General features: G+C 69.2%; 25 protein-coding genes and 2 pseudogenes. 14 read left to right on the top strand and 13 right to left on the bottom strand.

Annotation, left to right across the window (positions count from 1 at the left end):
* A partial coding sequence (locus AC1DYP_RS19305) for a hypothetical protein (RefSeq protein WP_477047698.1) occupies positions 1–235 on the bottom strand: 235 nt, incomplete at its 3' end.
* A 173-nt stretch (positions 236–408) separates the two neighbouring features.
* Positions 409–1,693, bottom strand: a pseudogene (locus tag AC1DYP_RS19300) (phage portal protein).
* Between AC1DYP_RS19300 and AC1DYP_RS19295 the strand changes: the two are divergent.
* On the top strand, positions 1,692–1,952 hold the full coding sequence (locus AC1DYP_RS19295; RefSeq protein ID WP_477047697.1) for an endonuclease domain-containing protein: 261 nt from the start codon (positions 1,692–1,694) through the stop codon (positions 1,950–1,952). The pseudogene AC1DYP_RS19300 and the gene AC1DYP_RS19295 overlap by 2 nt on opposite strands.
* 66 nt (positions 1,953–2,018) lie before the next feature.
* On the opposite strand, the pseudogene AC1DYP_RS19290 reads toward AC1DYP_RS19295, so the two are convergent.
* Positions 2,019–3,146 (bottom strand): annotated as a pseudogene (locus tag AC1DYP_RS19290) (DNA-packaging protein); the annotation flags it as partial.
* Positions 3,139–3,597 (bottom strand): hypothetical protein, encoded by a 459-nt coding sequence (locus AC1DYP_RS19285; protein WP_477047696.1) that lies wholly within the window; start codon positions 3,595–3,597, stop codon positions 3,139–3,141. The pseudogene AC1DYP_RS19290 and the gene AC1DYP_RS19285, both read right to left, overlap by 8 nt.
* Before the next feature lie 208 nt (positions 3,598–3,805).
* Here AC1DYP_RS19285 and AC1DYP_RS19280 point away from each other — a divergent pair, with 208 nt between their 5' ends.
* Both AC1DYP_RS19280 and AC1DYP_RS19275 read left to right on the top strand, forming a co-directional pair.
* Positions 3,806–4,108, top strand: coding sequence for an ArsR/SmtB family transcription factor (locus tag AC1DYP_RS19280; protein ID WP_477031847.1), 303 nt, complete (start codon positions 3,806–3,808; stop codon positions 4,106–4,108).
* A gap of 99 nt (positions 4,109–4,207) precedes the next feature.
* On the top strand, positions 4,208–4,879 hold the full coding sequence (locus tag AC1DYP_RS19275) for an SDR family NAD(P)-dependent oxidoreductase (RefSeq protein ID WP_477047695.1): 672 nt from the start codon (positions 4,208–4,210) through the stop codon (positions 4,877–4,879).
* Here the strand turns inward: AC1DYP_RS19275 and AC1DYP_RS19270 are convergent.
* Positions 4,876–5,487 (bottom strand): hypothetical protein, encoded by a 612-nt coding sequence (locus AC1DYP_RS19270; RefSeq protein WP_477047694.1) that lies wholly within the window; start codon positions 5,485–5,487, stop codon positions 4,876–4,878. The genes AC1DYP_RS19275 and AC1DYP_RS19270 overlap by 4 nt on opposite strands.
* Before the next feature lie 152 nt (positions 5,488–5,639).
* Between AC1DYP_RS19270 and AC1DYP_RS19265 the strand changes: the two genes are divergently transcribed.
* Positions 5,640–5,867, top strand: a complete 228-nt coding sequence (locus tag AC1DYP_RS19265; protein ID WP_477031844.1) for a DUF4287 domain-containing protein — start codon at positions 5,640–5,642, stop codon at positions 5,865–5,867.
* 230 nt (positions 5,868–6,097) lie between these two features.
* Here the strand turns inward: AC1DYP_RS19265 and AC1DYP_RS19260 are convergent, their stop codons facing one another.
* Entirely contained in the window at positions 6,098–6,778 is a 681-nt protein-coding gene (locus tag AC1DYP_RS19260) for a DUF3313 family protein (RefSeq protein WP_477047693.1), read from the bottom strand.
* 178 nt (positions 6,779–6,956) lie between these two features.
* Here AC1DYP_RS19260 and AC1DYP_RS19255 point away from each other — a divergent pair, with 178 nt between their 5' ends.
* Positions 6,957–7,172, top strand: a complete 216-nt coding sequence (locus AC1DYP_RS19255; RefSeq protein ID WP_477047692.1) for a hypothetical protein — start codon at positions 6,957–6,959, stop codon at positions 7,170–7,172.
* Here AC1DYP_RS19255 and AC1DYP_RS19250 read toward each other — a convergent pair.
* On the bottom strand, positions 7,169–7,654 hold the full coding sequence (locus AC1DYP_RS19250; protein WP_477031840.1) for a YcgN family cysteine cluster protein: 486 nt from the start codon (positions 7,652–7,654) through the stop codon (positions 7,169–7,171). The genes AC1DYP_RS19255 and AC1DYP_RS19250 overlap by 4 nt on opposite strands.
* A 54-nt stretch (positions 7,655–7,708) precedes the next feature.
* On the opposite strand from AC1DYP_RS19250, the gene pbpC reads away from it, so the two are divergent.
* Positions 7,709–9,859 carry a multimodular transpeptidase-transglycosylase PbpC gene (gene pbpC, locus AC1DYP_RS19245; protein ID WP_477047691.1) on the top strand — a complete coding sequence of 717 codons (2,151 nt, stop codon included), beginning with the start codon at positions 7,709–7,711 and terminating at the stop codon, positions 9,857–9,859.
* A gap of 174 nt (positions 9,860–10,033) precedes the next feature.
* A complete protein-coding gene (locus tag AC1DYP_RS19240; protein WP_477047690.1) occupies positions 10,034–10,138 on the top strand; it encodes a hypothetical protein in 105 nt (34 codons plus the stop codon).
* 189 nt (positions 10,139–10,327) lie between these two features.
* Here AC1DYP_RS19240 and AC1DYP_RS19235 read toward each other — a convergent pair whose 3' ends face one another.
* On the bottom strand, positions 10,328–12,841 hold the full coding sequence (locus AC1DYP_RS19235; RefSeq protein WP_477047689.1) for a response regulator: 2,514 nt from the start codon (positions 12,839–12,841) through the stop codon (positions 10,328–10,330).
* Positions 12,842–13,365: 524 nt separating this feature from the next.
* On the opposite strand from AC1DYP_RS19235, the gene AC1DYP_RS19230 reads away from it, so the two are divergent.
* The 5 genes from AC1DYP_RS19230 (at position 13,366) to AC1DYP_RS19210 (ending at position 20,540) form a co-directional block, all read left to right on the top strand.
* On the top strand, positions 13,366–16,185 hold the full coding sequence (locus tag AC1DYP_RS19230) for a TonB-dependent receptor (RefSeq protein ID WP_477047688.1): 2,820 nt from the start codon (positions 13,366–13,368) through the stop codon (positions 16,183–16,185).
* Positions 16,186–16,377: 192 nt separating this feature from the next.
* The gene (locus AC1DYP_RS19225) at positions 16,378–17,013 is read left to right on the top strand and encodes a transposase (protein WP_477047687.1); all 636 of its coding nucleotides are present in this window, start codon (positions 16,378–16,380) and stop codon (positions 17,011–17,013) included.
* A gap of 113 nt (positions 17,014–17,126) precedes the next feature.
* Positions 17,127–18,959, top strand: coding sequence for an ABC-F family ATP-binding cassette domain-containing protein (locus AC1DYP_RS19220; protein WP_477047686.1), 1,833 nt, complete (start codon positions 17,127–17,129; stop codon positions 18,957–18,959).
* A 282-nt stretch (positions 18,960–19,241) separates the two neighbouring features.
* On the top strand, positions 19,242–19,523 hold the full coding sequence (locus tag AC1DYP_RS19215; RefSeq protein ID WP_477031833.1) for a hypothetical protein: 282 nt from the start codon (positions 19,242–19,244) through the stop codon (positions 19,521–19,523).
* 84 nt (positions 19,524–19,607) lie between these two features.
* On the top strand, positions 19,608–20,540 hold the full coding sequence (locus AC1DYP_RS19210) for an iron-containing redox enzyme family protein (RefSeq protein WP_477047685.1): 933 nt from the start codon (positions 19,608–19,610) through the stop codon (positions 20,538–20,540).
* A gap of 33 nt (positions 20,541–20,573) precedes the next feature.
* On the opposite strand, the gene AC1DYP_RS19205 is transcribed toward AC1DYP_RS19210, so the two are convergent.
* From AC1DYP_RS19205 to AC1DYP_RS19195, 3 genes are all read right to left on the bottom strand, one after another.
* Positions 20,574–21,464 carry an EamA family transporter gene (locus AC1DYP_RS19205; protein ID WP_477047684.1) on the bottom strand — a complete coding sequence of 297 codons (891 nt, stop codon included), beginning with the start codon at positions 21,462–21,464 and terminating at the stop codon, positions 20,574–20,576.
* Between the two features lie 168 nt (positions 21,465–21,632).
* Positions 21,633–21,779: a hypothetical protein gene (locus tag AC1DYP_RS19200; RefSeq protein WP_477047683.1), complete on the bottom strand. Its 147-nt coding sequence runs from the start codon at positions 21,777–21,779 to the stop codon at positions 21,633–21,635.
* Positions 21,780–21,826: 47 nt separating this feature from the next.
* A complete protein-coding gene (locus AC1DYP_RS19195; protein ID WP_477047682.1) occupies positions 21,827–22,105 on the bottom strand; it encodes a hypothetical protein in 279 nt (92 codons plus the stop codon).
* Between the two features lie 368 nt (positions 22,106–22,473).
* Here AC1DYP_RS19195 and AC1DYP_RS19190 point away from each other — a divergent pair, with 368 nt between their 5' ends.
* Positions 22,474–23,517, top strand: coding sequence for an alpha/beta hydrolase (locus tag AC1DYP_RS19190; RefSeq protein ID WP_477047681.1), 1,044 nt, complete (start codon positions 22,474–22,476; stop codon positions 23,515–23,517).
* Between the two features lie 183 nt (positions 23,518–23,700).
* Here AC1DYP_RS19190 and AC1DYP_RS19185 read toward each other — a convergent pair whose 3' ends face one another.
* Positions 23,701–23,898 carry a hypothetical protein gene (locus tag AC1DYP_RS19185; RefSeq protein WP_477047680.1) on the bottom strand — a complete coding sequence of 66 codons (198 nt, stop codon included), beginning with the start codon at positions 23,896–23,898 and terminating at the stop codon, positions 23,701–23,703.
* Positions 23,899–23,968: 70 nt separating this feature from the next.
* Positions 23,969–24,601: a TetR/AcrR family transcriptional regulator gene (locus AC1DYP_RS19180; protein WP_477031828.1), complete on the bottom strand. Its 633-nt coding sequence runs from the start codon at positions 24,599–24,601 to the stop codon at positions 23,969–23,971.
* A 234-nt stretch (positions 24,602–24,835) separates the two neighbouring features.
* On the opposite strand from AC1DYP_RS19180, the gene AC1DYP_RS19175 reads away from it, so the two are divergent.
* Positions 24,836–25,882, top strand: a complete 1,047-nt coding sequence (locus AC1DYP_RS19175) for an efflux RND transporter periplasmic adaptor subunit (protein ID WP_477047679.1) — start codon at positions 24,836–24,838, stop codon at positions 25,880–25,882.
* Positions 25,883–26,072: the final 190 nt, after the last annotated feature.

Genomic DNA, 26,072 nt, shown 5'->3' with positions numbered 1-26,072 from the left:
CGTCCAGCTTGCTCTCGATCCGGGCCAGCGAGGCCCGGGTGGCGTCGGCCTGGGTCTCCAGCCGCGCCAGGCGCTCGGCGACCGGGGCCTGGGCGTCGAGGCGCTGGCGCAGGTCGTCGATCCGCGCCGAGGCCCGGCCGGCCCACATCAGGGCGGTCGCGGCCTGCAGGGCCACGGCGACCAGCAGGCCGATGGAGACCTGGCGGTCCAGCCGCCAGCGGGTGGGTGATGTCATGGGTTCGTCCCGCTAAATCCCTCCCCCTGTGGGGGAGGCGGCCGAAGGCCGGTGGGGGGAGTATTGGGGTGGTCGATCCGGGAGGACGGCGCCTGCCGATCACTCTCCCCTCCGTCGCCTACGGGCGACACCTCCCCCACGGGGGGAGGGCCTAAGAGAAACGGCTCGGCCGCCTACCCCTCCAGCCCCGCCAACCTTCTCCGCTCGGCGTCGGTGAGGAAGCTGGCCCCCTCCAGCCGCGCCCACAGGGCGTCGCGCTCGGCGGACAGCGCCGGCACGGCGTCCAGGTCGCAGGCGATGCGGGCGCCGGGGAACTTGGGCTCCAGCCACGCCGACAACGCCCGCGCCGCCCGCTCGGCCAGGGGCACGACCGTGTGGCGCCAGAACGCTCCGTTGGCCTCGCGGTAGTTGGCGTAGGTCGCGTCGCCCGGCACGCCCAGCAGCTGGGGCGGGACCCCGAACGCCAGGGCGATCTCGCGGGCGGCGGCGTGCTTGCCGGCGATGAAGTCCATGTCGGCGGGGCTCAGCGACATCGGCCGCCAGTCGAGCCCGCCCTCCAGCAGCAGCGGCCGGCCGGCGTTGGCGGTCCCCGCGTGGGCGTCGGACAGCTCGGCCTTCAGCCGCTCGAACTGTTCGGCCGAGAGCCGGTCGCCGGCCTCGCGGTTGGCGTAGACCAAGGCCCCGGACGGCCGGGCCGAGTTGTCGAGCAGGGCCTTATTCCAGGCCCCCGAGGCGTTGTGCACGTCGATCGCGAAGGCCGCCGCCTCGAGCGGGCTGAAGCCGTAGTGATCGTCGGTCGGGTTGAACAGCCGCAGGTGCAGCACCGGCAGCCAGCCTGCGGCGTCGCGGCCGATCCGGGCGGTGCGGCCGGCGGCCTGGTAGTCGTAGGCCAGCGGCCAGCCGCGCGGTCCGGGGACGACGGTCATCCGGTCGGGGCGCAGGGCGTAGAGCTCGGTGGGGACGTCGTCATTTCCGCCCCCTGTGTCTTGGGCAGCTTCCAGATAGCCGTTCCCGGCCACCTGCAGATGCCCGAAGAACGCCTCCATCAGATCGGCCCCGCCCTGTTCGGGATTGGGGCCCTGCAGCAGCTTGCGCAACGGATGGTCGTCGGCCCGCTTGCCGCCGACGAAGACGGTCAACGGCACCGCGGCGGCGGCCTCGGCGATCATCCGCACGCAGCGATAGGCGACCGGGTTCTTGGCGAACCCCTCGGAGGCCAGGGCGGCGTAGTCGCGCGGCGTCCATTTCGGCCGTCCGGCCGTCGTGATGGCGATCAGCCGCGCGGCCCGGGAGTCCTTGGTCTCCGGCGGGCGTCGGGGTTTGAACAGGGGCATGGGGCGCCTCGCGGAGGTTGGGAACGAAAAGGGAACATGTTATGCGTGAGCTGTCGGAGAAACAGGCCCTCCCCCTGTGGGGGAGGCGATCGCGCAGCGATCGGTGGGGGGAGTGGAACGGCATGCGAGAACCCAAGGCCTTCGTCGCCAGGGCGCGCGAACTGCGGAAGGACATGTCCCTTCCAGAAAGGATCCTGTGGCGAGCGCTGCGCGGCTCGCAGCTCGACGGCCTGCGCTTCCGGCGACAGCATCCGATGGGCCCTTACATCTTCGATTTCTTCTGCGCGTCGGCCAACCTGGCGGTCGAAGTCGACAGCTACGCCCACTGGGTGGGCGATCGCCCGGAGCGCGACGCGGTGCGAGCCCACAGGGGGAGGGCCTAAGCTTTCTCGGTCCTCCCCCTGTGGGGGAGGTGTCGGCGAAGCCGACGGAGGGGGGAGCGTCCTGACCTACAACACCGACAACCGCGGCCGCCTCCCCACCCCCAGCATCAACTCGCTCACAGCCCAGACCAGAGCATCCGCCCGGTCCGGACTGTGATCCAAATCCCCCGACCCCAGGGCCATCAGCTCCTCCTCAAGGGCCGGAAACGCCCCGCAGTGGACCACCCGGCCCTGTTCGTACAGCGCCGCCACCGGCTCGGCCCGGGCCCGCTTGCCCACGGACGCCTTGACCAGTTTCACCGCGCACGGCGGGCCGGCCTGGGCGAGGACGGCGCGGACCATGTCGCCGCCCTGGTTGGCCTCGGCCGACCAGCGGACGGCGGCGTCCACCGCGCGCCTCGCCCAGCCGTTGGGCGACAGGCCTTTCGCGGTCCTGTCCGCCAACACGAACGCCCGGCCCTCGAAGCGACCGACAATAACAATCCCGCAGGCGTCGCCGCCCGCCGTGGCCGGCGGGTCGACGGCCACGACCACGCGGTCGAAGGCGGCCGGCGGCGCACCCCGGCAGCGGGCCAGGTCCTCGGCCCGGAACAGACCGCCCTCGCCCTCGACGATCAGGCCGTCCAACTCCTGGGCGGCCAGCCGCGTGCCGCCGTAGAGGCCCTGCAGCGTCGACAGGAAGGCCGGCGCCAGGTGGTCGGCGTTGGCCGACGTCGGGGCGCGCGTGTTCACGGCGCCCGGCTCGGCGATCAGATTGCGCAGGGCGCGGATCGGCCGGGGCGTGGTGGTGACCACCAGGCGGGGGTCGGTCCCCAGGCGCAGGCCGAAGCGCAGCATGGCCAGGGTCTCGGCGGGCTTGGGCCAGGCGCAGAACTCGTCGGCCCAGGCGGCGTGGAACTGCGGCCCGCGCAGGCTGTCCGGGTCCTCGGCCGAGAAGGCCTGGGCGACGGCGCCGTTGCTGAAAAGCAGACGTCGACGGGTGACCTCCCAGCGAGGGCGGGCGCCGACCGGATACAGGCTCTTTAGGCCCGAAGGGCCCTCGATCATCACCTCGCGCACGTCGTGGAAGGTGGGCCCGACAAGGGCCAGATGACCGCCCGCCTCGGCCTGCTGCTTGATCCAGGACGCCCCGGCGAAGGTCTTGCCGGCGCCCCGCCCGCCAAGGAACAGCCAGGTGTTCCAGGGGTCACCCGGAGGCCTCTGGTGCGCCTCCGTCCGCCTTAGCTTCGCAAAGCAATGCTCCACCAGCGACCACGGCGCCGCCTCCGTCCACCGATTTAGATTCTCGGGCTCCATCAACAACGCCCAGTCGGCGTCGGATTTCGGCGCGAACTTGCTCCACCCGTTCGGGGGTTCGACCAGAATCGTCATCCATTTCCATCTCCGGGTCGGTGTCGATTTCGTTTTCGTTGGCGGGCGCGGTCTTCGACGCCGAGGCCGCCGCCTTTGCCGGGCCAGCCAAACCCTTGTGGCTCGCCGCCAACGCGCCGCTGACGCGGCGGCTGGCCAAGCCCGCGCCGGCGATCAGGCTGTTCATCTCGGCCTTGGAGCATTGCGCGGCGTCAGCCTTGATCCGCTGGACATTGGCGGCGAACAGCGTCGCCAACTCAGTGTCGCTCTCTCGCATCAGGTCTTCGGGGCTCATCTCGCTTCTCCCGGCCATGACACAAAGATACGGGAGCAGCGGGCGCCGCTGATAAGTTCGGTCGAGAAAGTTCAGGGCGTTGATTTCGTTGGCGTCGACTCGCTGAACGCCGAGGATCGACGGCGCTCTATCCCCGTCAGGGCGCCGACGGGAGGCCGTCGACGGCTAGGCCGCCAACCCATTTGCTTCCGCCGCCGCCCCATCGCATATGAGGGCCATGGAAGACCCGTCGCGCACCGTGCTGGACGAACGCCAGGTGAATCTGATCGGCAAGGCCCTCGCCGAGCCGCGCCGCCGCCAGATCCTCAAGGAAATCGGCTCGGCCAGCGAGCCCACGCCCTGCGGCGCCGTCGCCCAGCGCCATCCGGTCAGCGCCGCCACGCTCTCGCACCACATGAAGGAACTGGAGCGCGCCGGCCTGGTCCGCATGTGCAGGCAGGGCAAGTTCACCTATCTGGTCCTGCAGCGCGACGTCCTGAACGCCTATCTGGCCCAGCTCGCCGAAATCTGACTCCGCCCGCGAAAAATCTCGCGGCTTCGCGCATTGAACTACTTCGATGGTTATCTAAGTATCGAAGCGTTCGCCACTAAGGGCGACCGGAGAGAGTTCATGAGCAAGCTTGCAGGCAAGACCGCCGTCGTCACGGGCGCGTCGAAGGGCATCGGGGCCGGCATCGCCAAGGCCTTGGCCGCCGAGGGCGCGGCGGTGGCGGTCAACTACGCCTCCAGCCGCGAAGGCGCCGACAAGGTGGTGGCCGAAATCGTCGCCGCCGGCGGCAAGGCCATCGCCGTCCAGGGCTCGGTGGCCAGCAGCGACGACGTCACGCGGTTGTTCGACGAAACCCAGAAGGCCTTCGGCGGCATCGACATCCTGGTCAACAACGCCGGCGTCTACGCCTTCGCGCCGATCGAGGAGGTGACCGAGGCCGAATACCGGCGTCAGTTCGACACCAACGTCCTGGGCGTGCTGCTGGCCACCAGCGAAGCGGCCAAGCGCTTTGGCCCGGACGGCGGCAGCGTGATCAACATCAGCTCGGCGGCCACCACCGTCGATATCCCGACCGCCTCGGTCTACACGGCCACCAAGGCCGCCGTGGACTCGATCACCCGCGTGCTGGCCAAGGAGCTCGGCCCGCGCAACATCCGGGTCAACACCATCGCGCCCGGCGCCGTCGAGACCGAAGGCACCCACACCATGGGCATCATCGGCTCAGAGCTGGAGACCCGGACGAGCCTCAGGGCCGTCCTGTCCGCTCGGCGCGGCGATTTCCGCGCGGCCTAGAACGGTTTCACGCAGGTGACGCCCGCGCGGACATTGCTGTCGTCGCCCCTGACGTCCGGATCGCCGCCCATGCGAGCGCGACAGCCCTTCTTCGGGCGGCGCAGCAGGAAGGGCTCCGGGTTCTTGGCGTAGCGGCCGGACAGGTCGAGGTTCAGGCGCGCCGTGACCGGGGCGGCCTTGGCCCAGCGCTGGGCTTCGCAGTCCTCGCGCTCCTGGCGTGTCAGCTCGGCCCGGTCGCAGCCGCGCAGGCCGCGAAGGGCCCTCGCCGCGACGTCGGCTTCGGTTGGCGAGGGCAAGGCGTCGCCGGGCGTGAAGGGCGCGACCTCGCCAGGGCGCGGCGCCGCGGCCTGAACGGGAAGCACCGGCGCGGCTCGGGCCAGGGCGTCGCGGTCGTCCGACGACGGAGGACGGAGGCGGTCGCGATGGATCGGACCTGGTCGATCCGGCGGCACGAGCATGGCCTGGATCGTGGGCGGCTCACGATGGGTCGGCGTTCCCCGCGCCGCGTAGCGCACCAGAAGGACCAGCAGGACCGCGTGAAGGACGCCCGACGCGACGAGCGCGGCCGTGCGTACGACGCCGCCCTGTGACCTCCCCCGTTTGAACATCCCGCCCCGCGCTCCCACGACCGCGGTGACTCCGCTCTAGATTGCGGACCGAAGTGTGGCCGCCGCCCGCCCAAGAAAAGCCGTCGCGCCTTGTCGGCTTCGGCGCTCCCCGACCGTCCTGGCATCGAGAACCACCTCCACGGAGCCGCCCCATGTCCTTCCAAGCCTATCTCGACACCATCCAGGCCAAGACCGGCCTCGACGCCGAGGGTCTCAAGGCGGCGGCCGACGCCGTCGGGCTGTCGGAGGGCGGCGCGCTCAAGCCCGGGGTGAAGGCCGGCCAGGTCGTGGACTGGGGCAAGGGCCAGCTGGGGTTGGGCCACGGGCACGCGATGGCGATCTACGCCCTGCTGTCGGGCAAGCGGGGGCCCGGCGACTGAGGGCCTACGACGGATCGACATTCAGCGCTTCAAGCTGCTGGACCAATCTCCAAACCACCTTCCAGCCGTCATTCCCGCCCTTGTGGCGGGAACCCCTGGTTCAGCCGACGGGGAGATGCCTTGGCGCGCGGGCGCGCCACATCACTGCCCTTGCGGCGGACAGAGGGGTTCCCGCCACAAGGGCGGGAATGACGGCCGAAGTTGGGGATCTGACCTGATGTCGATCAACCCTACCCCGCGATCGGCGACAGGGCCTTCAGCTCGTCCAGGCCCTTGACGCTGTTCTTGGCCCAGGTCTCGATCTGCCGGCTGAAGTCCTGGCGGTTGGTGACGCGGTTGCGCCATTCCATCGAGAAGTCGTCGATCGTGCGGCTGTCGACCGCTCGGCCCAGCAGGGCGCCGGTCATCGAGTCCCGCGCCTCGACCACCAGCGTCGCCCCGCCGGCGTCGCGGCTGTAGCTGCGCACGATCCCGGGACTGTCGGTGTCGGGCGAGGTGACGGTGATGTCGATCAGGGCCGTGCGCACCCGCAGGACGTCGGCCGCCGGCTCGCTGACCACCGGATAGCCGCCGGCCGCATAGGCCTTCTGCAGGATCTCGGCGGCGCCCTTGCGGCCCTCGTCGGCCATGCGCGCGATGTCCCGGTCGGACACCTGCAGCGACGAGCTCGCCGAGGAACTGTTGTAGTCGCGCTTCCAGTTCTTCTCGAACGCAATCTCGGTCGGGTCGAGGATCACCTTGGTGTAGCCGCGGAAGTCGGCGCCGGGCCGCAGATAGACCAACTCGAACCGCTTGGCCTTGACCTTGACCAGCCCGTCCCACTCGGCCGGCGGCTTGGCCGCCAGGGCGGGCCGAGCGGCGGCGAGGGCCAGGCCGGTCAGGGCGAAAGCGGTGAAATGACGTCTGTCCATCGTCCAGCTCCGGATCCTTGTCCGGCTGGACGATCCGGCGGAGGCCCGAGGGTGTCTATACGGGGGAATACCGAGTTCCCGCGGTGCAAACCCCGCCTCGTCGCCGGCCCATCGCACCGGTTGCCGAACCGCCGAAAACCCCTCAAAGCTTGACCATCGGATTCGAAGGAGCGTCGCGATGGGAACCATGTCCTGGCTGCATTGGCTGATCGTCCTGAGCACGGCGATCGCGTTCGGCGCCGCCTTCCTGTGGCCCGGCGTGCGGATTCTTCAGCGCGCCGGCTTCTCGCCGTGGTGGGTGCTGCTGGCCCTGATCCCGGGCGGCGCCTTCGTCGGCTATCTGCTGCTGGCCTTCGTCCCCTGGCCGGCGCTGGAGGCCGACGCCGAGCTCTAGTCCTCGGGGTCGTAGATCACGTCGCTCTTGTCGTACATCAGGTCGGTGGCGACGAAGTCCAGGGCGTCTTCGGGGTCGTCGAACGACAGCTCCGACACCGTCTGGTCGCGCACCGAGATGCCAGCCTTGTGGGTGCTTTCCGGGTCGCCGGTGATCAGCGGATGCCACAGCGGCAGGGTCTTGCCCTCGTGCAGCCGGCGATAGGCGCAGGACGGCGGCATCCATTCCAGGGTCTCGATATTGTGCGGCGTCAGCTTGATGCAGTCGGGCACGGTCTTGCGGCGGTTGGGATAGTCCTTGCAGCTGCAGCGATGCTCGTCGAACAGCTGGCAATGCACCCTGGTGGGGATGATCTCGCCGGTGTCTTCGTCTTCGAAGCGAACCAGGCAGCAAAGGCCGCAGCCGTCGCATAGACTCTCCCACTCGGGGACGGTCATCTGGTTTAGGGACTTCGTCTCCCAGAAAGGTTTGCGCGCCATCATCGCGGCGTCCTAAACCCAATTTAGCTTAAGACCAAACGGGACCATGGGGCCGACTTGAACGACTGGACGCTGCCGCCCTATCGCTTCGACGACAAGCCGGCGGGCCAACAGCCCGCGCGGCCTCCGGAATTCGCGTCCGCGCCGCCGCCTCCGCCCCCGTCCGAGCCCCCGCCGCAGAGGCCGCCGGAAGAGCCCTTCCGCGCTGATTTGAAGCACGCCAAGGCCAAGAAGGGCCGCTGGATCTGGTGGACGCTGGCCGTCGTCGTGCTGCTGATGCTGCTGACCGCCGCCTCGGGCGCCGGCTATGTCTGGTGGAAGTACCTGCGCGACGCCCCACCCCTGCCCTCGCGGGAGGCGCTGTTCGCGGTGAACCGCGCGCCCGGCATCCGGTTCGAGGACCGCAACGGCCAGGTGATCGCCACCCGGGGCCCGCGCTACGGCCAGCGCATCACCCTCGGCGCGGTGCCCAACTACGTGCCGCTGGCCTTCCTGGCGGCCGAGGACAAGCGCTTCTACAAGCACGGGGCCATCGACCCCTACGGCATCGTCCGCGCCGCCTGGATCAACCATCGGGCCGGCCGCACCGTGCAGGGCGCCTCGACCCTGAGCCAGCAGCTGGCCAAGGGCATGTTCCTGACGCCCGACCGGATCACCAAGCGCAAGGTGCAGGAGATGTACCTGGCCTGGAAGCTGGAGCGGGTGCTGACCAAGGACGAGGTGCTGGAGCTCTATCTGAACCGGGTCTATTTCGGGGCCGGCACCTATGGGGTCGACGGCGCGTCCCAGACCTATTTCAACAAGCCGGCCAGCCAGCTGACCCTGTCGGAATCCGCCCTGCTGGCCAGCCTGCTCAAGGCGCCCTCGCGCCTGGCCCTGACCCGCGACATGAGCCCGGCCCTGGCCCGCTCGCGCCTGATCCTGGCCAACATGCGCAAGGAGGGCTGGATCACCGCCGAGCAGGAGAGCCGGGCGCTGGACGACACGCCCAAGCTGTCGCCGTTGGCCGTGGCCGACGAGGGCGACTACGGCTGGGTGCTGGACTACGCGACCGGCGAGGCCGTGCGCATCGCCGGCCAGAACGCCCCCGACCTGGTGGTCCGCCTGACCATCGACCCGCGCCTGCAGCACGTGGGCGTCCAGACCGTGCGCCAGGCCATCGCCGTCGGCGGCGAGGGCGCCGGGGCCCGGCAGGCGGCCCTGCTGTCGCTGTCGGCCGACGGCGCCGTGCGGGCCATGGTGGGCGGGACCGACTATGTCGAGAGCCCGTTCAACCGCGCCGTCCAGGCCCGCCGCCAACCAGGCTCGACCTTCAAGCCGTTCGTCTACGCCGCGGCCCTGGAGAAGGGCGTCATGCCCACCGACATCCGCGTGGACGGCCCAGTGCAGTTCGGCGACTGGAAGCCCGAGAACTACGCCGGCGGCTATCGCGGCCCGATGACCGTGCAGGACGCCCTGGTCAACTCGATCAACACCATCGCCGTCAAGCTGGCCCAGGAGGCCGGCGGTCCGGCGATCGGGGACCTGGCCCGGCGGTTCGGGATCACGACCCTGCCCTCCAACCCCGACCTGTCGGTGGCGCTGGGGGCCTATGAGGTCAACCTGCTGCAACTGACCTCGGGCTTCCAGGTGTTCCAGCAGGGCGGCGTGCGCGTCCAGCCCTACGTGATCGAGAGCATCACCACCCAGGGCGGCGAGCCGATCTTCAGCCACACCGTCCCAGTGGCCTCGGGGGCCGCTCCGGCCAGCGTCTACGACATCAGCAAGGCCAGCATGATGGTCAAGATGATGAAGAAGGTCGTCGAGGTCGGCACCGCCAGGCGCGCGGCGTTCGGCTGGCCGGCGGCGGGCAAGACCGGCACCAGCCAGAACTGGCGCGACGCCTGGTTCGTGGGCTTCACGCCCGACTACGTGACCGGCGTCTGGGTGGGCAACGACGACGACCGGCCGATGAACCGGGTGGTCGGCGGCGACATCCCGGCCAGCATCTGGCGGCGCTTCATGCTGGCCGCGCACGAGGGGCTGGCGGTGCGCGACTTCCCCTGGCTGCTGCCCGATCCGGAACCGCTGTCGACGCCCGATCCCCGCAACGGCTTCTACGAGACCCTCGGCGCGGAGTTCGCCCGCTCGGCCTCGGAACTGGAGCCCGTGGCGCCGCCGGAGGGCGTGCCGGCGCCTGGAGCGGCGCCGGAGCAGCTGCCGTATTAGGGGATCGACCCTAGCCCCGTGCGTTCTCCTCGTCCTTCGACAAGCTCAGGATGAGGAGAATGGGGATGCCTTGCAACTAAAGCGCTAGCCTATAAAGTCGACCTCATCCTGAGCTTGTCGAAGGACGAGGTCGTGCACGGCGCCTGGGTTTACATTCTGAGATGCTCGGACGGCATGTACTATATCGGCTCCCACCGGGGCGACGATCCCCAAGGCCGGGCCTCGGAACACAATGCGGGGCTTGATCCCAAGGCCTTCGGGCCAAGAAGGAAGCGGTGATCCGAGGGGACTGGGACGCGCTTCCCGGCCTCTCGCGGAGCCGAAATCCCCGTCCTTCGACAAGCTCAGGATGAGGATTTCTACTGTTACCGCCGGCACAATGGTCATCGGCCCAAAGTGTCCACGCTCCCACAATGGTCCTCATCCTGAGCTTGTCGAAGGACGAGGACCACGCACGGCGCTATATGCTCACCCCGCCATCTCCAGCTCCGGCAGCCGCTCATCGGCCACCGCCGCGATCAGGGCGTAGAGCTGGCGCAACTCGATCGGCTTGGCGAGGCAGGCGTCCATGCCGGCCGCTCGGTATTCGACCTGGTGGTGGTCCTGCATGTCGCCCGACAGCGCCACGATCGGGGTGCGGCGGCGACCGGTGCGGGTCTCGTCCGAGCGGATGGCCCGGGTGGCCTCGACGCCGGACATGCCCGGCATCCGCACGTCCATCAGCACCAGGTCGAAGTCGTCGGCCGTCCAGGTCTCGACCGCCTCGGCGCCGTTGGAGGCCATCCGCAGGTCGACGTCCAGGCCCTGCAGCATGGCGCGCAGCAGCGCCTTGTTGGCCGAATTGTCCTCGGCCGCCAGGATCCGCAGGCGGCGCGAAGGAGCAACCGTCGATTCTTCTTCGGCTTCGACCTGGGGCGCGGCCCGGGCCCCGTCGGCGAGAATCCACTCCAGGGCCAGCGCCCGGCCGATGGCGCCCAGCAGCTCGTCGCTTTCGATCGGCTTGCTGACGAAGTCGTCGGCCCCCGCCAGCCGCGAGGTGGCCCGCGCCTCCTCGGCGTTGTTGGCCGACACGGCGATGATCGGCGCGTCCTTCAGCGGCTCGATCAGGCGCATCAGGCGCGTGGCCTCGTGGCCGTCCATGACCGGCATCTTCAGGTCCATCAGGATCAGGTCGGGCCGGACGAGCTGGGCCAGCCGCACCGCCTCGCGGCCGTCGCCGGCGGTCTCGATCTCGAAACCCAGGGGCAGCAGCAGGTCGCGCAGCAGGTCGCGGTTGTCGGGGTTGTCGTCGACCACCAGCAGGCGGCGGCGCTCGCCGGCGTAGCCGCGGATGTCGGCCAGGGCCGGGGCGGCGCCGGCTTGCGGCGCGTCGGCCAGGGGGAAGCGGGCCTCGAACCAGAAGCAGGCGCCCTGGCCCAGGCGGCTCTGCACCTGGATCGTCGCGCCCATCAGGCCGGCCAGCTGCCCGCTGATCGCCAGGCCCAGTCCCGTGCCGGCTTCGCGACGCTGGATCTCGCCGACCTGTTCGAAGGGCTGGAAGATGCGCTCCAGCTCGTCCTCGGCGATGCCCGGACCGCTGTCCTGCACCTCGAAGCGCAGGGTCGCGGCCTCGGCGTCCTGGTCCAGCACCGAGACGCGCAGCGACACCCGGCCCTCGCCGGTGAACTTCACCGCGTTGCCCAGCAGGTTGAGCAGGATCTGGCGCAGCCGCTTGTCGTCGGCCAGGACCGCCTCGGGCGCGTCGTCGTCGACCACGCACTGGAAGGCCAGGCCCTTCTCCTGGGCCCGCACCTGGACCATCTCGGCGACGGCGGCGATCGCCTGGCGCAGCCGCACGGGTCCGGCCCGCAGCTCCATGCGCCCGGCCTCGATCTTCGAAAGGTCCAGCAGGTCGGTGATCAGCGACAGCAGGTGCTCGCCGCTGCGATGGATGGTCCGCACGGCGCCGAGGTCGGCCGGGGCCAGCGCGCGGCGCTCCAGCAACTGGGCGTAGCCCAGCACGGCGTTGAGCGGCGTGCGCAGCTCGTGGCTCATATGGGCCAGGAAGTCGGACTTGGCCTCGCTGGCCCGCTCGGCGGCCGACTTGGCGGCGGCCAGGGCGGCCCGCGCCTCGGCTTGCGCCCGCTCCTTGTCCTGGGTGTCGCGGCGCGCGCGCTCGACCCGCACGGCCATGTAGAAGACGATCGCCACCGCCCACGAGGCCAGGATGATCAGATAGAGGGTGGCCGGCGCGATGCTGGAGCGGCGCAGGACCAGCGACTCGATCCGCATGTCGTAGCGGCCCGGCGGCGCGGTCGTGGCCGTGGACACCTCGACCGCCACGACGTCGTCGAACTGGGTGCGGGCCAGCTCGGGCGCGAAGTGCTTGCCCGACAGCCACCACTCCGCGACGCTGAAGTCGCGCGGGCCCAGCACCACGGTCTGGCGGCCCTTGCGGACCGAGAACTCGACCTTGTTGATCTTGGCGGTCGAGCGGTCGCCGATCGTGCTGTAGCGGGGGTCCTGGTTCTTCAGATAGAACCGCAGGGCCGTCGCCGGGCCGTCGTAGTCGATCGTCAGGGCGATGGCGTCCAGCGTGCGCAGGTCGACCCCGGGCAGCGCGCCGTTGCCGTCGAGCACGACCTCATAGCCGCAGAACAGCGAGGCCGACCCGCCGGTCTTCAGGTCGCAGGACCAGGTCAGCGGCCTGGCGGCCGCCTTGAAGGTGGAGCTGCCGCCGACCACCTGGTCGGCATAGCCGCTGTAGCCGTAGTTCGCGGCGGTGGCGTCGGTGACCACGATCTCGCGGTCGAACAGCTGGTGCTGGAAGCCGATGATCGCGGCGGTCAGGACGAACAGGACGATCAGGCACAGCTCGGCCCCGTGGCGGGTCCACGACCGGCGACGCGCGGACGTCGCGGAGACACCGCTGTCAGCCTTCTCGAACGTGTCGACCACGCCGTGCGCTGGGCACGGTTCCGGCAAGTCTGTCTCAGTGCTCACGGTTTCCCCCGACCCGAACCCCACGTTGTGCCGCAACGGGGTGGCCAAGAGCTTAACCGTGGTTGCGACGAACGGTCGCTGCCGGGGGCTGATCGAGCGGTTCGAGCCCTCCAGAGACTCGCTTTGTGCGGTTACACGTATCGATAATCGATCTCGGAATATCGACTTTCGATGAGCATTGTTACAATAGTTGCAGGCCTGTAAGGATTCATCTCAGATCACCAAGTTCTTCGAACCTTATTCATTACAGTCAAGCTTAGATATCAGCGTTTTATCTACGCCTCATTGCGCCGCTGACACCTAAAAGTCCCATTCTCGCCGCATTTGGGTATCGGCCGTTGCTTGGATGTGACAGGTCTTCGACATATTGATTACATAACAGCGTCCACGATTGACGGGCGTCTTTGACGGCTCCTATCCCAACGGCAACCGGGGACGGAGGTCCTCCGGGAAACCTGAAACTGACAGGGCGACGGGACGAGCGGGTCGATGAGGCCAAGCTCTGAGCGCCCGGAGGGACCGACATGAAATTGCACATCACCCGCGGGCGTCTGCTCGCGACGACGATGATCGCGGGGGCCGCCACCTTCGCCGCCTTCGCCGCGAACGCTCAGGAAGCCGCCCAACCGGCCGCCCCGGCCGACAACGAAGTCGAAGCCGTCGTCGTCACCGGTTCGCTGCTGCGTCGCACCGACACCGCGACCCCGTCGCCGGTCACGGTCCAGACGACCGAGGCGCTGAAGGCCCAGGGCATCACCACGATCGCCGACGCCATCCGCAGCCTGTCGGCCGACAACTCCGGTTCGATCCCCGCCGCCTTCGGCAACGGCTTCGCCGCCGGCTCGACCGGCGTGTCGCTGCGCGGCCTGTCGGTCAACTCGACCCTGGTGATGATCGACGGCCTGCGGAACGCCAACTACCCGCTGGCCGACGACGGCCAGAAGGCGTTCGTCGACCTGAACTCGATCCCGTTCAACGCGGTCGAGCGCATCGAGACCCTGAAGGACGGCGCCTCGTCGCTGTACGGCGCCGACGCCATCGGCGGCGTCGTCAACATCATCATGAAGTCCAACTACCAGGGCATGAGCGCCGACGCCTCGATCGGCGCCAGCGAGCATGGCGGCGGCGACCAGTACCGCTTCAGCGCCGACTTCGGCTACGGCGACCTGGATACCGACAAGTACAACGTCTACGGCGACTTCGAGTACCAGCTGGACAAGCGCATCCGCATCGACCAGCGCGGCTTCCCGTTCAACACCAACGACCTGACCTCGATCCCCGGCGGCCAGAACAACAACCCGCAAGCCGGCGGCAGCACCTTCTACGGCAACGTCAAGCCGGCCATCCTGACCGAAGCCGGCAACCTGGCCAGCGGCCAGGCCATCGGCGGCCTCGGCAACGAGTGGCGTCCGCTGCGCGCCTGCGCCCCCGACGCCCCGCTGACCGTCGACCCGCGCCTGGACGACGACACCGGCGCCTCGATCGGCAGCTACTGCGCCCAGAACATCGCCACGTTCGGCGACGTCCAGCCCAAGCAAGAGCGCATCGCCACCTACGGTCGCTTCACGATCAAGCCGAACGACAACCTCGAGGCCTACCTGTCGGGCAGCTTCGTGCAGAGCAAGACCTCGGTCACCGGCACCCCGGTTCCGATCTCGTCCAGCACGCCGCATAACCTGAGCAACATCGTCCTGCCGATCACCCTGACCGACGGCAGCCTGAACCCGAACAACCCGTTCGCGGCGGCCGGTCAGTACGCCCTGATCAAGTACCGCTTCAGCGACCTGCCGGCCGACGCCGAGTTCACCAACCGCATGGCCCGCATGGTCGGCGGCGTGAAGGGCTCGGCCATGGACTGGGATTACCAGGCCAACCTGGTGATCGCCCACGGCTGGCTGGAAAGCGCCCAGAACGGCTTCGTCAGCTACGACAACCTGATGAAGGTGATCGCCGACGGTTCGTACAACTTCATCGATCCGTCCAAGAACAGCGCCGCGGTCCGCAAGGCCCTGTCGCCGACCCTGGCCAAGACCTCGACCTCGGACCTGGACTCGATCAGCTTCCAGGCTTCGCGCAGCGTGTTCGCCCTGCCGGGCGGCGACGCTCAGCTGGGTCTGGGCGGCGAGTTCCGCTACGAGGCCACCAACGATCCGGCCCTGAACCCGGTCAACGACGCCCAGGGCCTGGGCAACGCCAAGACCATCGGCAACCGCACGGTCGCCTCGGCCTTCGCCGAGCTGGGCATGCCGATCACCGACAAGCTGGAAGTCAACGCCTCGGGTCGCTACGACCACTATTCCGACTTCGGCGACAACTTCTCGCCCAAGATCGGCATGAAGTTCAGCCCGACCAAGGAAATCGCGATCCGCGGTACGGTCTCGAAGGGCTTCCGGGCTCCGAGCTTCTCGGAATCGGGCGACTCGGCCGCCCAGGGCTTCACGACGTTCTCGTTCGACGACGCCTCGTTCGACGCCTTCCGCGCCGCCCACGGCGACAACGAGTACACCAAGGACTACTCGCTCTCGCAGATCACCACGGCCAACCCGGACCTGAAGCCGGAAAAGTCGACCAGCTACACGTTCGGCGCCGTGTGGGCCCCCACGCGTAACTTCAGCGTCTCGCTGGACTACTACCACATCAAGAAGACCGACGTGATCGCCCAGGCCGCGCCTGGCGTCGCCCTGGACGCCTACTATTCGGGCCAGGCCATCCCGGCCGGCTACACCGTCGTCGCCGACGCGGTGGACCCGGATCACCCGACCGCCCAGCGCCGGGTGCTGTCGATCGCCTCGCCGTACATCAACGCCGACTCGCTGGTCACCAGCGGTCTGGACCTCAACGTCCAGGCCAGCTTCTACCTGCCGTACGACGTGAAGTGGACGACGAACCTCGACGCCACCACCCTGTTCGACTTCAAGTACACGCAGGACGGCACGACCTATAACTACGTCGGCAAGGAAGCGCCGTACGCCCTGTCGTCGGGCGCCGGCACCCCGAAGAACCGCCTGTCGTGGTCGAACACCTTCGAGCACGGTCCGATCCACGTGACCGGCACGATGAACTACGTCAGCGGCATGCGCGAAGTCGACGACAGCGCCGCCAACGGCTGCCTGTACGGCGACGACGACTTCTACTGCCGCGTGAAGTCGTTCACGACCGTCGACCTGACGGGCGCCTACGACGTGACCGAAAAGGCCAGCGTCTACGCCGACGTCATGAACCTGTTCGACGCCGGCCCGATGTTCAACCCGGCCAACTACGCCGCGGTGAACTGGAACCCGACCTACTCGCAGTCGGGCATCGTGGGCCGCTACTTCCGGGTGGGCGTCCGCCTGAAGTACTAGTCGAGAGAGATCTCGCGTACGGGGGCATCAGTTCGCTCCCGATGAGGTGGAAAGGGGTCGTCCGAAGGACGGCCCCTTTTTCCTTTCGCCCTGACGGGGACATGCCCTTGGGCGTGTCCCCACCCTCATCCCAGACGCATCTTGCCTCGCAACCAGAAATAGAACAAAATAGGAACACAATGAGAGGAAGCCATGCCAAGGCCGCCGCGCATCGTGATCCCCGGAATGCCCCATCACGTCATTCAGCGAGGCAACCGTCGGCAGCCGACCTTCTTCGGTCCCGATGACTATCAGACCTATCTGGACATCGCCGCCGAAGCCTTTACGGCGGCCAAGGTCGAGGTCTGGGCCTATTGCCTGATGCCAAACCATGTCCACCTGATCGCCACGCCCGACACGGAGGATGGCTTGGCCAAGGCCGTGGGCGCCACGCACCAGCGCTACACTTGGCTGATCAACCAGAAACAGGGTTGGACCGGGCACCTTTGGCAGGGTCGCTTCGGGTCCTCGCCGATGGACGAGCCTTATTTTCTCATGTGCGCCCGGTATGTCGGCCTCAACCCCGTTCGGGCGGGTTTGGTGTCAAAGGCCGTCGAGTGGCCCTGGTCCAGCGTGAGCGCGCATCTGATGGGACGGGCCGACGATTTGCTGTCGCCCGCGCCATTGGCGGCTCTCCTGGGATGCGAGATGGCGACCTTCTTTGATGTGGACGTTCCTGAGCGTTGCCGACAGCGATTTCATGACGCGCTCGGGTCCGGTCGTCCGCTGATTCACTCGAACGGCGGTGATCCGGCTGGGGACACGCCCAAGGGCATGTCCCCGTCGTAGCCTGAGGTGTCGGCAGGCGCTCATGCCGCGACAAGAAAACCCCCCGCCCCCTCGCCTGCCCTGCTATACGCCCCCATCTCCTCCCTCCTCGCCGACAGTAAGACCTCCCGATCATGGCCTCCCCGACTCGCGCCCCTGTCCTGGCTCTCAAGGACGTTCGCCTCGCCGATGGCGCCAAGCCGCTGTTCGACGGCGTGGACCTGGCGCTGGAGCCGCGGGTGCGCGCCTGCCTGGTGGGTCGCAACGGCGCGGGCAAGTCGACCCTGCTGAAGATCCTGGCCGCCCAGGGCATCGAGGCCGACAGCGGCGAGCGCGCGGCCCAGCCCGGCGCCAAGATCGTCTATGTCAGCCAGGAGCCGGACATCACCGGCGAGACCCTGCTGGACTACTGCACGGCCGGCGGCGCCGAGGACTACGAGGCCCACGCCACCCTGGCCGACTTCGGCCTGGACTACGCCAAGAGCACGGTGGGCCTGTCGGGCGGCGAGCGCCGCCGCGCCGCCCTGGCCCGCGCGTTCGCCGAACAGCCCGACGTGCTGCTGCTGGACGAGCCGACCAACCACCTGGACATCTTCGCGATCCAGACCCTGGAAGAGGAGCTGGCCGGCTCCAAGTGCGCGGCCCTGATCGTCAGCCACGACCGCGCCTTCCTGAACCGCGTCACCCAGCGCACCTTCTGGCTTGAGCACCGCAAGGTGCGCCGCCTGGACAAGGGCTTCGCCGAGTTCGAGATCTGGAGCGAGCAGGTGCTGGCCGCCGAGGCCGACGAGGAGCGTCGCCTCAACAAGCAGCTGGAGAAGGAAAACGCCTGGCTGGCGCGCGGCGTCCAGGGTCGCCGGGCCCGCAACGAAGGCCGCCGCCGGGCCCTGATGGACCTGCGCAGCCAGAAGCGCGACCTGCAGGCCGACAAGCGCGGCAGCATGACCCTGGCCGTCGAAAGCTCGGGCACGTCGGGCAAGCGCGTGGTCGAGGCCAAGCACGTCACCAAGAAGTTCGGCGACCGGGTGATCGTCGAGGACTTCTCCACCCGCATCCTGCGCGGCGACCGCGTGGCCCTGGTCGGCCCGAACGGCGCCGGCAAGACCACCCTGGTGCGCATGCTGCTGGGCGAGATCCCGATCGACGCCGGCGACATCAAGCTGGGCACCAATCTGGAGATCTCCTACGTCGACCAGAACCGCATGGCGCTGTCGGAGAAGATGACGCTGTGGGACTTCCTGACCCCCGGCGGCGGCGACTCCATCCTGGTGCGCGGCATCCCCAAGCACGTGGCCGGCTACGCCAAGGAGTTCCTGTTCACCGAGGCCCAGCTGCGCCAGCCGGTCACCAGCCTGTCGGGCGGTGAGCGCAACCGCCTGCTGCTGGCCCGCGCCCTGGCGACGCCGACCAACCTGATGGTCCTCGACGAACCGACCAACGACCTGGACATGGACACCCTGGACCTGCTGGAAGAGGTCTTGGCTGATTTCGAGGGAACCCTCATCCTGGTCAGCCACGATCGCGACTTCATCGATCGCCTGGCCACCTCGACCATCGCCATGAACGGCCACGGCAAGGTGCTGGAGACCCCCGGCGGCTGGAGCGACCTGATCGACCAGGCCCCGGACTTCTTCAAGGGCGCCCGCGGCGCGGCCGGCGACTTCGCCACCGGCACAGGCTCGCACAAGGCCATCGTCACCCCCGCCGCCCCGCCGGCGCCGAAGAAGACCGTCAAGCTGTCCTACAAGGATCAGCGGCGCCTGGAGGAATGCGAGGCCCTGGTGGCCGCCAGCCCCAAGATCATCGCCGACCTGGAGGCCAAGCTGGCCGACCCCGACCTCTACGCCAAGGACCCGGCCGGCTTCGACAAGCTGATGAAGGCCCTCGACAAGGCCCGCGCCGACCTGGCCACGGCGGAAGAGGACTGGCTGGCGCTGGAGGAAAAGCGCGAGACGATGGCCTCCTAAAACCCTCTCCCTGAGGGAGAGGGAGGGACCCAAGCGAAGCTTGGGAGGGTGAGGGGGTTACACCCTCGCCGATTCTCACGACCGCCCTGCCGGCACGCCGGCCGACGTCTTATCCCCTCCCCCTCCCACGCCTCCGGCGCGGGTCCCTCCCTCTCCCCATGGGAGAGGGTTCTCATTGTTCCGGCGCAGCTTTTGTCGCTTTTTCGACTTAGGAACGACCGTCGTTCCACCTCGTTCATCTCCCCGCCGGAAGCCTCCGGCGCGTATCAGGGAGCGACCACCATGGGCGACGAAGCCAACCGCGAAGGTCTGCAACAACAACCGTCCGACGATCAACGCCGGCAGTCCGACCAGCAGAACCAGCAGGGCGAGACCCGCACCCCGCAGCAGCAGCAGGACGACGCCGCGCGCAATGCGCCGGGCCAGCAGCAACGGCAGGGGGAGCGCCGTGACGACGGCCTCAATGAAGGCGTCGAGGGCACGCCCGTCGAAGGCCTCGACGACGGCCTGGAAGGCGGCGTCGACACCGGCGCCATCCAGCCCGGCAAGACCGACCAGCGCTGATCCGCGCGACCTAACGGCTCAGGCCGCCTCCTCGCGGGGGCGGCCTTTTCCGTCTCGAACCCAAAAACGACCTAGGAGCACGCCGTGTTTGGTGGCGAACGACTGGCGCGCATCGGCGCCTTCAGCCCGCAATTCCCCGACGCCGAAGCCCTGCACCGGGGCCTGGCCCACTGGAACCACCGCCGCCTGGCGGTCGGGACGCCCGATCCCGACTGGCGCGACGCGGTCTCGGACGAGGCCCGGATGAAGCGGCTGGAGGGCGACTATGTCGAGCAGTTCCGCGACCACATCCTGCCCCTGGTCGCCGGCGTGCCGACGAACGCCGACGACTTCGTGGCCTGGTTCGAGGACCTGCGCGAGACCGGCCCCGGCCAGGACGACCCGCTGTTCGACTGGCTGGAAGGCGCGGCGGGCCTGGAGGACATCAAGTGGTTCCTGACCCAGGAGGCGGCCGGCGAGGCCGGTTTCGACGACCTGGTGGCCATGACCCAGGTCAAGGTCAGCGACCGCGCCAAGCTGGAGCTGGCCCGCAACTACTGGGACGAGATGGGACGGGGCGCGGCGGCCGGCATGCACGGCCCGATGCTGACCCGCACGACGCAGGTGCTGGGCCTGACGCCGACCATCGACTCCACCCTGTGGCAGTCGCTGGCCCTGGCCAACACCATGACCGCCTTCGCCACCACCCGCCGCTACACCTACCAGTCGATCGGCGCCCTGGGGGTGGTCGAGCTGACCGCGCCGGGCCGCGTAGCCTGCGTCGACGCCGGCCTCAAGCGCCTGGGCGTCTCGCCCTCGGCCCGCAAGTACTTCGCCCTGCACGCCCAGCTGGACATCGAGCACTCCAGGGCCTGGAACGCCGAGGCCCTGCATCCCCTGGTCACCGAGTTTCCGGAGTGCGCGAGGTTCATCGCCGAGGGCGCGGTCATGCGGCTGATCTGCGGCGAGCAGTGCTTCGACACGTATCGAGCGCACCTGTGGGCGCACGTGCATCCCGTGGTCTACGCGGCGGAATAGCCGGAAATCACCCTCTCCCTTTGGGAGAGGGTTTCAATCATGCAGCGGCGCCTCGGCCTGCTTGCGCGACGGGTCGGTCGCCACCGTGCCCACCGAGGCGGCGATGACGAAGGCGATGGCCAGCCATTGGCGGGGCGCCAGGTGCTCGCCCAGCACCAGCAGGCCGGCCAGGGCGCCCACCGCCGGCTCCAGGCTCAGCATCACCCCGAAACTGCGCTTGGAGATGCCGCGCAGGGCGACCATCTCCAGCGAATAGGGGATGGCGCTGGAGACCACCGCCACCACCAGGCCCAGGCCCAGGGCGACCGGGCTCAGCAGGGCCGCGCCCGCCGTGGCCAGTCCGAACGGCGCCACGACCAGGGCCGCCGTGGTCATGCCCAGGGCCACCGAGCGGCCGCCGTGCAGGTGTCCGGTCCGCTGGCCGGCCACGATGTACAGCGCCCAGAACACCGCCGCCGCCGCCGCGAAGCCCACCCCGACCGGGTCGAGGTTCAGGCTGGTGTCGCCCAGCGGCAGCAGCAGGGCCAGGCCCGCCACCGCCAGGGCGATCCAGAGGAAGTGGATCGGCTTGCGGGCGTGGATCATCGCCAGGCTCAGCGGTCCGGTGAACTCGATGGCGATGGCCAGGCCCAGCGGGATGGTGCGGATGGCCATGTAGAAGCACAGGTTCATCGCCCCCATCACCGCGCCGTAGGCGGCCACGGCGATCAGGTCCTTGCGGGCCAGGGGGAAGCGCCAGGGCCGCCAGATCAGGCACAGCACCAGGGCCGAGAAGCCGACGCGGTAGGCGCTGGTCCCCTGCGCCCCGACCAGCGGGAATAGGGTCTTGGCGAACGAGGTGCCCGCGCACAGCGACACCATCGCGCCGACCAGGCAGACATAGGGCAAGGCGGCGCGGAGAAGCGGGGGCGAGGCGCGGGACATGCCGCGTCCTTAGCAGGCCAAGCCCCTTCCCCCTATGGGGGAGGAGCGCCGAAGGCGCGGAGGGGGCAAGTGTTCGCCGACCGTGCGGTTCCCACTCGCCCCCACCCGACCGCTTACGCGGTCTGTCCGCCCCCATCGGGGACGGAGCGCCCTAGGCTAGCGGCTGGATCAGCAGCAGGGACCGCCGTTGCAGCAGGCCGCGCCGAGGGCGCAGCAGGCTTCAACGGCCTTGGTCACGGCGTCCGGCGCGGCGGCGTAGGCGGCCGACGCCGAGACGAGCAGCATCAGCGCCGCCGTCGAGAGGATACGTTTCATGATGATTTTCCGATTTCAGATTGAAGGATGGGTTCTGAAGTCGGGTTTCACCGCGGCGGCGGAAGCTCCGGGGCCGGAGCGCGTCCGGTGGGCAGGCGGGAGGGCGCCGGGGTCGTGACGACGGAGCCCGTCTCGACGGGCCCGGCGACCGGCATCTCGGGCGCGGGGATGATCTGGCAGGCCACGACGCAGGCTTGCGGACACAGGGACTTGCCCAGGTCGTGGCCCAGGTCGTTACAGGGCGCCTCGTCGCAACAGGGGTCCATCGGCATGGCGGCGGCCGACATCGCCGGCGCGCCGAGCAGCAGGATCGCGCTCAGGAGCATCAGCCCCCGCGCCCACCAGCTCAGCCTCGATGCGCCGCGTTTCATGCCGGGAACACTACGCGCTTTTGAGGCCGACGGAAGCGTGGCCGCTCCTTACGTAACGCGGCCCTCTTTCCCCTCCGGGGGAAGACGATCGCGAAGCGATCCGTAGGGGGCAAGTGCTCGCCGCCGTGACGCTGAAGAGGGCCGTGGCTCACCTACTTGCCCCCACCTGACCGCTGCGCGGTCTGTCCGCCCCCATGGGGGGCGGAGGACGCGCGCCTTGCCCCGCTCCAAAACTGGTCCGGTTCCCCGAAACTGCTCAGGAGATCGCCCCATTTACGCGGGCCAAGCGTCGGCCAGGATAGGCCCACGCCAGGAGACCGCCCGTGGCCGCCGTCCGACGATATGCCGCCGTCCTGGCCGCCACGCTCCTGCTGGGCGCCTGCGGGAGCACGCCCAAGGGCTTCCTGATCCCGACCGCCGCCTCGGCGCCGGGCGCGACCCAGATCGACATGCTGGTGGTCACCACCCGCGCCGCCTCGCCCGTGCCCGGGGTGATCTACGGCGGCGAGCGCGACAACAGCGCCTCGGGCACCGAGATCGTCGTCTCGGTGCCGCCCAACCACAAGGTCGGCGCGGTGGAATGGCCCAAGGGCGCCGCGCCCGATCCGGCCACCGAGTTCACCACCGTCAGCGTCGCGCCGTCCAGCCGCGAGAACACCCTGGCCTGGTTCGACCGCATGGGCGGCAAGCACGCGCGGCTGCTGGTGTTCGTGCACGGCTTCAACACCCGGTTCGAGTCGTCGGTCTACCGCTTCGCCCAGTTGGTCGCCGACTCCAAGGCCGACGCCGCGCCGCTGCTGTTCACCTGGCCCTCGCGCGGCAAGCTGTTCGACTACGAGTACGACCGCGACAGCGCCATCTATTCCCGCGACGCGCTGGAGGAGGCCCTGGCCAAGGCGGCCGACGCGCCGGACGTCAAGGAGATGACCGTGGTGGCCCACTCGATGGGCACCTACCTGACCATGGAGGCCCTGCGCCAGCTGGCCATCCGGCGCGGCGGCCTGCCGCCCAAGCTCAACAACGTCGTCCTGGCCTCGCCCGACATCGACCCGCAGGTGTTCAGCCAGCAGTTCCACGCCCTGGGCCCGAACCCGCCGCACATCACCATCTTCGTGTCGCGCGACGACCGGGCCCTGCTGATCTCGCGCCTGCTGGCCGGCAACCTGCTGCGCCTGGGGGCCATCGACCCGACCCAGGAACCCTTCCGCTCGCGCCTGGAAGCCAACGGCCACATCACCGTCATCGACCTGACCAAGCTGAAGGCCGGCGACAAGCTCAACCACGGCAAGTTCGCCCAGAGCCCCGAGGTGGTGAAGATGCTGGGCGCCCAGCTGATCAACGGCCAGGTGCTGACGGAGGAGGAGTGATGGGGGGGAGCCTGGACGTCCTCTTCCCCCTTTGGGGGAAGACGGCCGCGCAGCGACCCGTAGGGGGCAAGTGTTCGCCGCTATGGCGTCTGACGAGGACCGTGGCTCACCCACTTGCCCCCACCTGGCGACTTCGTCGCCTGTCGCGGCGAGGGGGCGGAGGATGCGCGCTCTGGCTAAGCCCTAGAAAGCCTCGTCTTCCTCGACGCCCTCTTCCTCTTCGCCGCCCATGGCCGCTTCCAGGCTTTCGATGATGTCGTCCATCTGGTCCGGCGTGATCGAGACGTAGAGCGCCTCGCCGCCGACCGCCGAGACCAGCAGGCGGTAGCCGTCCTCGGTTTCCTGCAGGCTGAAAGTGTCGAGAAGCTGCAGCTTGGCCATGATGAAGTCCTGGGTATTCGCGGAATGAGGCGCGGATATAGGGGTTGATCGCCCCTTCCGAAACCCTCTCCTACCTCAGCGCCCCGCGCCGCAGCATCGCGATATGCCCGGCGATCAGCGCCTCGCGTTCGACCCACGGGAACTCCGGCCTCGCGATCAGCAGCGAGGTCAGGCCGTGCAGGCCCGCCCACAGGGTCTGGGTCAGGCGCAGGGGATCGTCGTCGGCCGTCAGCCCCGCCGCGTGCAGGTCGGCGATCATCGACACGAAGCACTGGAACGCCTCGATCCCGGCCGCCATCGGCCGCCCGCCCGTCCGGGCGTGGAACGAACCGTCGTGGCTCTTCTCGACCATGAAGGCCACGCGATAGGCGTCGGGCTGCTCCAGGCCGAAGTCGATATAGGTCCGCATGGCCCTGTCGAAGGCCTCGGGCGTCGGGGTCCAGTCCGCCCTGCCCGCCGCCATCCGCGCCAACAGGGTGGCGAAGGCCCGCACGCACAGCTCGGCGATCAGGTCGTCCTTGGTGGCGAAATAGGCGTAGAGCGCCGGCTGGCTGATCCCGGCCGCCTCGGCGATCTGCCGGGTGGAGACCGCGTGGACGTCCTTGGCGGCGAACAGCTTCAGGGCCGCGTCGAGGATCTCCTCGCGGCGCTCGGCGCCTTGACCCTTGGGCTTTCGGGGAGATCGGACCTGCGGCGGCTTCATCGTGTTCCAGCCTTTCCCAGGCTCGACCCGGCTTGACAAGCCGCGATAATCTATCACTGATAACTTATCACTGATCGATAGTCGAGGGGCGAGACTGTGCGTGGACGGATCGAGGATCTCGCGAGCTCCACAAACGGCTGTCATCCCGGACAAGCGCGCAGCGCGCCGATCCGGGACCGACGCCTGAGCTCAGCGCTTCCGGCGGTCCCGGGTCTTCGCTTCGCTACGCCCGGGATGACAGCCGTTTTGGCCCTGGCCTTGGCGAGCTGCGGCCCCGCCAAGACCCCCGCCGCCCCGCCGCCGCCCCAGGCGGTGGAGGCGGTCGCCGTCAGCGCCCCGCGCGCGTCCGGCGGCGTCACCGCCACCGGGACCCTGGAGCGCCGCCGTGAGATGGCGTTGTCGTTCCGCATCGCCGGCGTCCTGACCAAGGTCAACGTCGAGGCCGGCGACAGCGTCCGCGCCGGCCAGGTGCTGGCCACCATCGACCCGGCCGCCGTCGACGCCCGCCAGCAGGCTTCGTCGTCCGACCTCGACAAGGCCCGCCGCGAGCTGGAGCGCGCCAAGACCCTCTACGCCAAGGGCTATGTCGCCAAGGCCCGGCTGGACGACGCCGAAAGCGCCGTGCGCTCGGCCGGGGCCGCCTACAATTCCGCCGCCTTCGACCGGCGTTGGGCGCAACTCGTGTCCCCCGCTTCCGGCGTCGTGCTGGAGCGCAACGCCCAGGCCGGCGAGGTGGTCCAGCCCGGCCAGGCCGTGGTCAGCGTCGCCGACCTCGCCAGCCCCCTGGTGCTGCGCGTGCCCCTGCCCGACCGCGACGTGGCCGGGATCGGGATCGGCGCGCCGGTCGAGGTGAGCGTTGACGCGCTGCCCGGTCAGGCTCTGAACGGCCGCGTCACCCGCGTGGGCCAGTCGGCCGACGCCCGCACCGGCGCGGTGACGGTCGAGATCGAGGTCGCCGCCCGGCCCGAGCTGCGCAGCGGCCAGATCGCCACCGCCCGCCTGGCCAGCCGGGTCGCGACGACCACGGGCCCGGCCTTCGCCCGCATCCCCGCCGAGGCGGTGCTCGAGGCCTCGGGCGTCAAGGCGGCCGTGCTGCGCCTCGACGGTGGAAGAGCCCGCCGCACGCCCGTCCAGTTCGGCGGCTTCGACGGCGACGACGCCCTGGTCGCCGGCCTGCCCGACGGCGCCCGGGTGATCACCGCCGGCGCCGGCTTCGTCTCGGACGGCGACCGGGTGACGGTGACCGATCCGAAGGCGCTGGGGAAGGTGGCGGGCAAATGAGCGCCGCCGCCTGGGCCGCTGAGGCGCCCGCCTTTCAGCCCCCACCGCTCGGGAACGTCCTCGTCCTTCGACAAGCTCAGGATGAGGACGAATTTGGCGACCGTGCAGTAGAAATCCTCATCCTGAGCCTGTCGAAGGACGGGGATTTCTTCCCACCACTCATGCGCTCTCGCTCAATTTCAGCCCGTCT

The sequence above is a fragment of the Caulobacter sp. P1_D6 genome, from assembly GCF_056406095.1.
The sequence above is the reverse complement of the archived record's forward strand: the minus strand, read 5'-3'. Positions and strand labels throughout refer to the sequence as shown.

Excerpts from the sequence above, each read along its gene's own strand:
- AC1DYP_RS19295 (WP_477047697.1), top strand. The coding sequence starts at position 1,692 with ATGCGAGAACCCAAGGCCTTCGTCGCCAGGGCGCGCGAACTGCGGAAG.
- AC1DYP_RS19285 (WP_477047696.1), bottom strand. The coding sequence starts at position 3,597 with ATGAGCCCCGAAGACCTGATGCGAGAGAGCGACACTGAGTTGGCGACG.
- AC1DYP_RS19280 (WP_477031847.1), top strand. The coding sequence starts at position 3,806 with ATGAGGGCCATGGAAGACCCGTCGCGCACCGTGCTGGACGAACGCCAG.
- AC1DYP_RS19275 (WP_477047695.1), top strand. The coding sequence starts at position 4,208 with ATGAGCAAGCTTGCAGGCAAGACCGCCGTCGTCACGGGCGCGTCGAAG.
- AC1DYP_RS19270 (WP_477047694.1), bottom strand. The coding sequence starts at position 5,487 with ATGTTCAAACGGGGGAGGTCACAGGGCGGCGTCGTACGCACGGCCGCG.
- AC1DYP_RS19265 (WP_477031844.1), top strand. The coding sequence starts at position 5,640 with ATGTCCTTCCAAGCCTATCTCGACACCATCCAGGCCAAGACCGGCCTC.
- AC1DYP_RS19260 (WP_477047693.1), bottom strand. The coding sequence starts at position 6,778 with ATGGACAGACGTCATTTCACCGCTTTCGCCCTGACCGGCCTGGCCCTC.
- AC1DYP_RS19255 (WP_477047692.1), top strand. The coding sequence starts at position 6,957 with ATGGGAACCATGTCCTGGCTGCATTGGCTGATCGTCCTGAGCACGGCG.
- AC1DYP_RS19250 (WP_477031840.1), bottom strand. The coding sequence starts at position 7,654 with ATGATGGCGCGCAAACCTTTCTGGGAGACGAAGTCCCTAAACCAGATG.
- AC1DYP_RS19240 (WP_477047690.1), top strand. The coding sequence starts at position 10,034 with ATGTACTATATCGGCTCCCACCGGGGCGACGATCCCCAAGGCCGGGCC.
- AC1DYP_RS19230 (WP_477047688.1), top strand. The coding sequence starts at position 13,366 with ATGAAATTGCACATCACCCGCGGGCGTCTGCTCGCGACGACGATGATC.
- AC1DYP_RS19225 (WP_477047687.1), top strand. The coding sequence starts at position 16,378 with ATGCCAAGGCCGCCGCGCATCGTGATCCCCGGAATGCCCCATCACGTC.
- AC1DYP_RS19220 (WP_477047686.1), top strand. The coding sequence starts at position 17,127 with ATGGCCTCCCCGACTCGCGCCCCTGTCCTGGCTCTCAAGGACGTTCGC.
- AC1DYP_RS19215 (WP_477031833.1), top strand. The coding sequence starts at position 19,242 with ATGGGCGACGAAGCCAACCGCGAAGGTCTGCAACAACAACCGTCCGAC.
- AC1DYP_RS19205 (WP_477047684.1), bottom strand. The coding sequence starts at position 21,464 with ATGTCCCGCGCCTCGCCCCCGCTTCTCCGCGCCGCCTTGCCCTATGTC.
- AC1DYP_RS19200 (WP_477047683.1), bottom strand. The coding sequence starts at position 21,779 with ATGAAACGTATCCTCTCGACGGCGGCGCTGATGCTGCTCGTCTCGGCG.
- AC1DYP_RS19195 (WP_477047682.1), bottom strand. The coding sequence starts at position 22,105 with ATGCTCCTGAGCGCGATCCTGCTGCTCGGCGCGCCGGCGATGTCGGCC.
- AC1DYP_RS19185 (WP_477047680.1), bottom strand. The coding sequence starts at position 23,898 with ATGGCCAAGCTGCAGCTTCTCGACACTTTCAGCCTGCAGGAAACCGAG.
- AC1DYP_RS19180 (WP_477031828.1), bottom strand. The coding sequence starts at position 24,601 with ATGAAGCCGCCGCAGGTCCGATCTCCCCGAAAGCCCAAGGGTCAAGGC.
- AC1DYP_RS19175 (WP_477047679.1), top strand. The coding sequence starts at position 24,836 with ATGACAGCCGTTTTGGCCCTGGCCTTGGCGAGCTGCGGCCCCGCCAAG.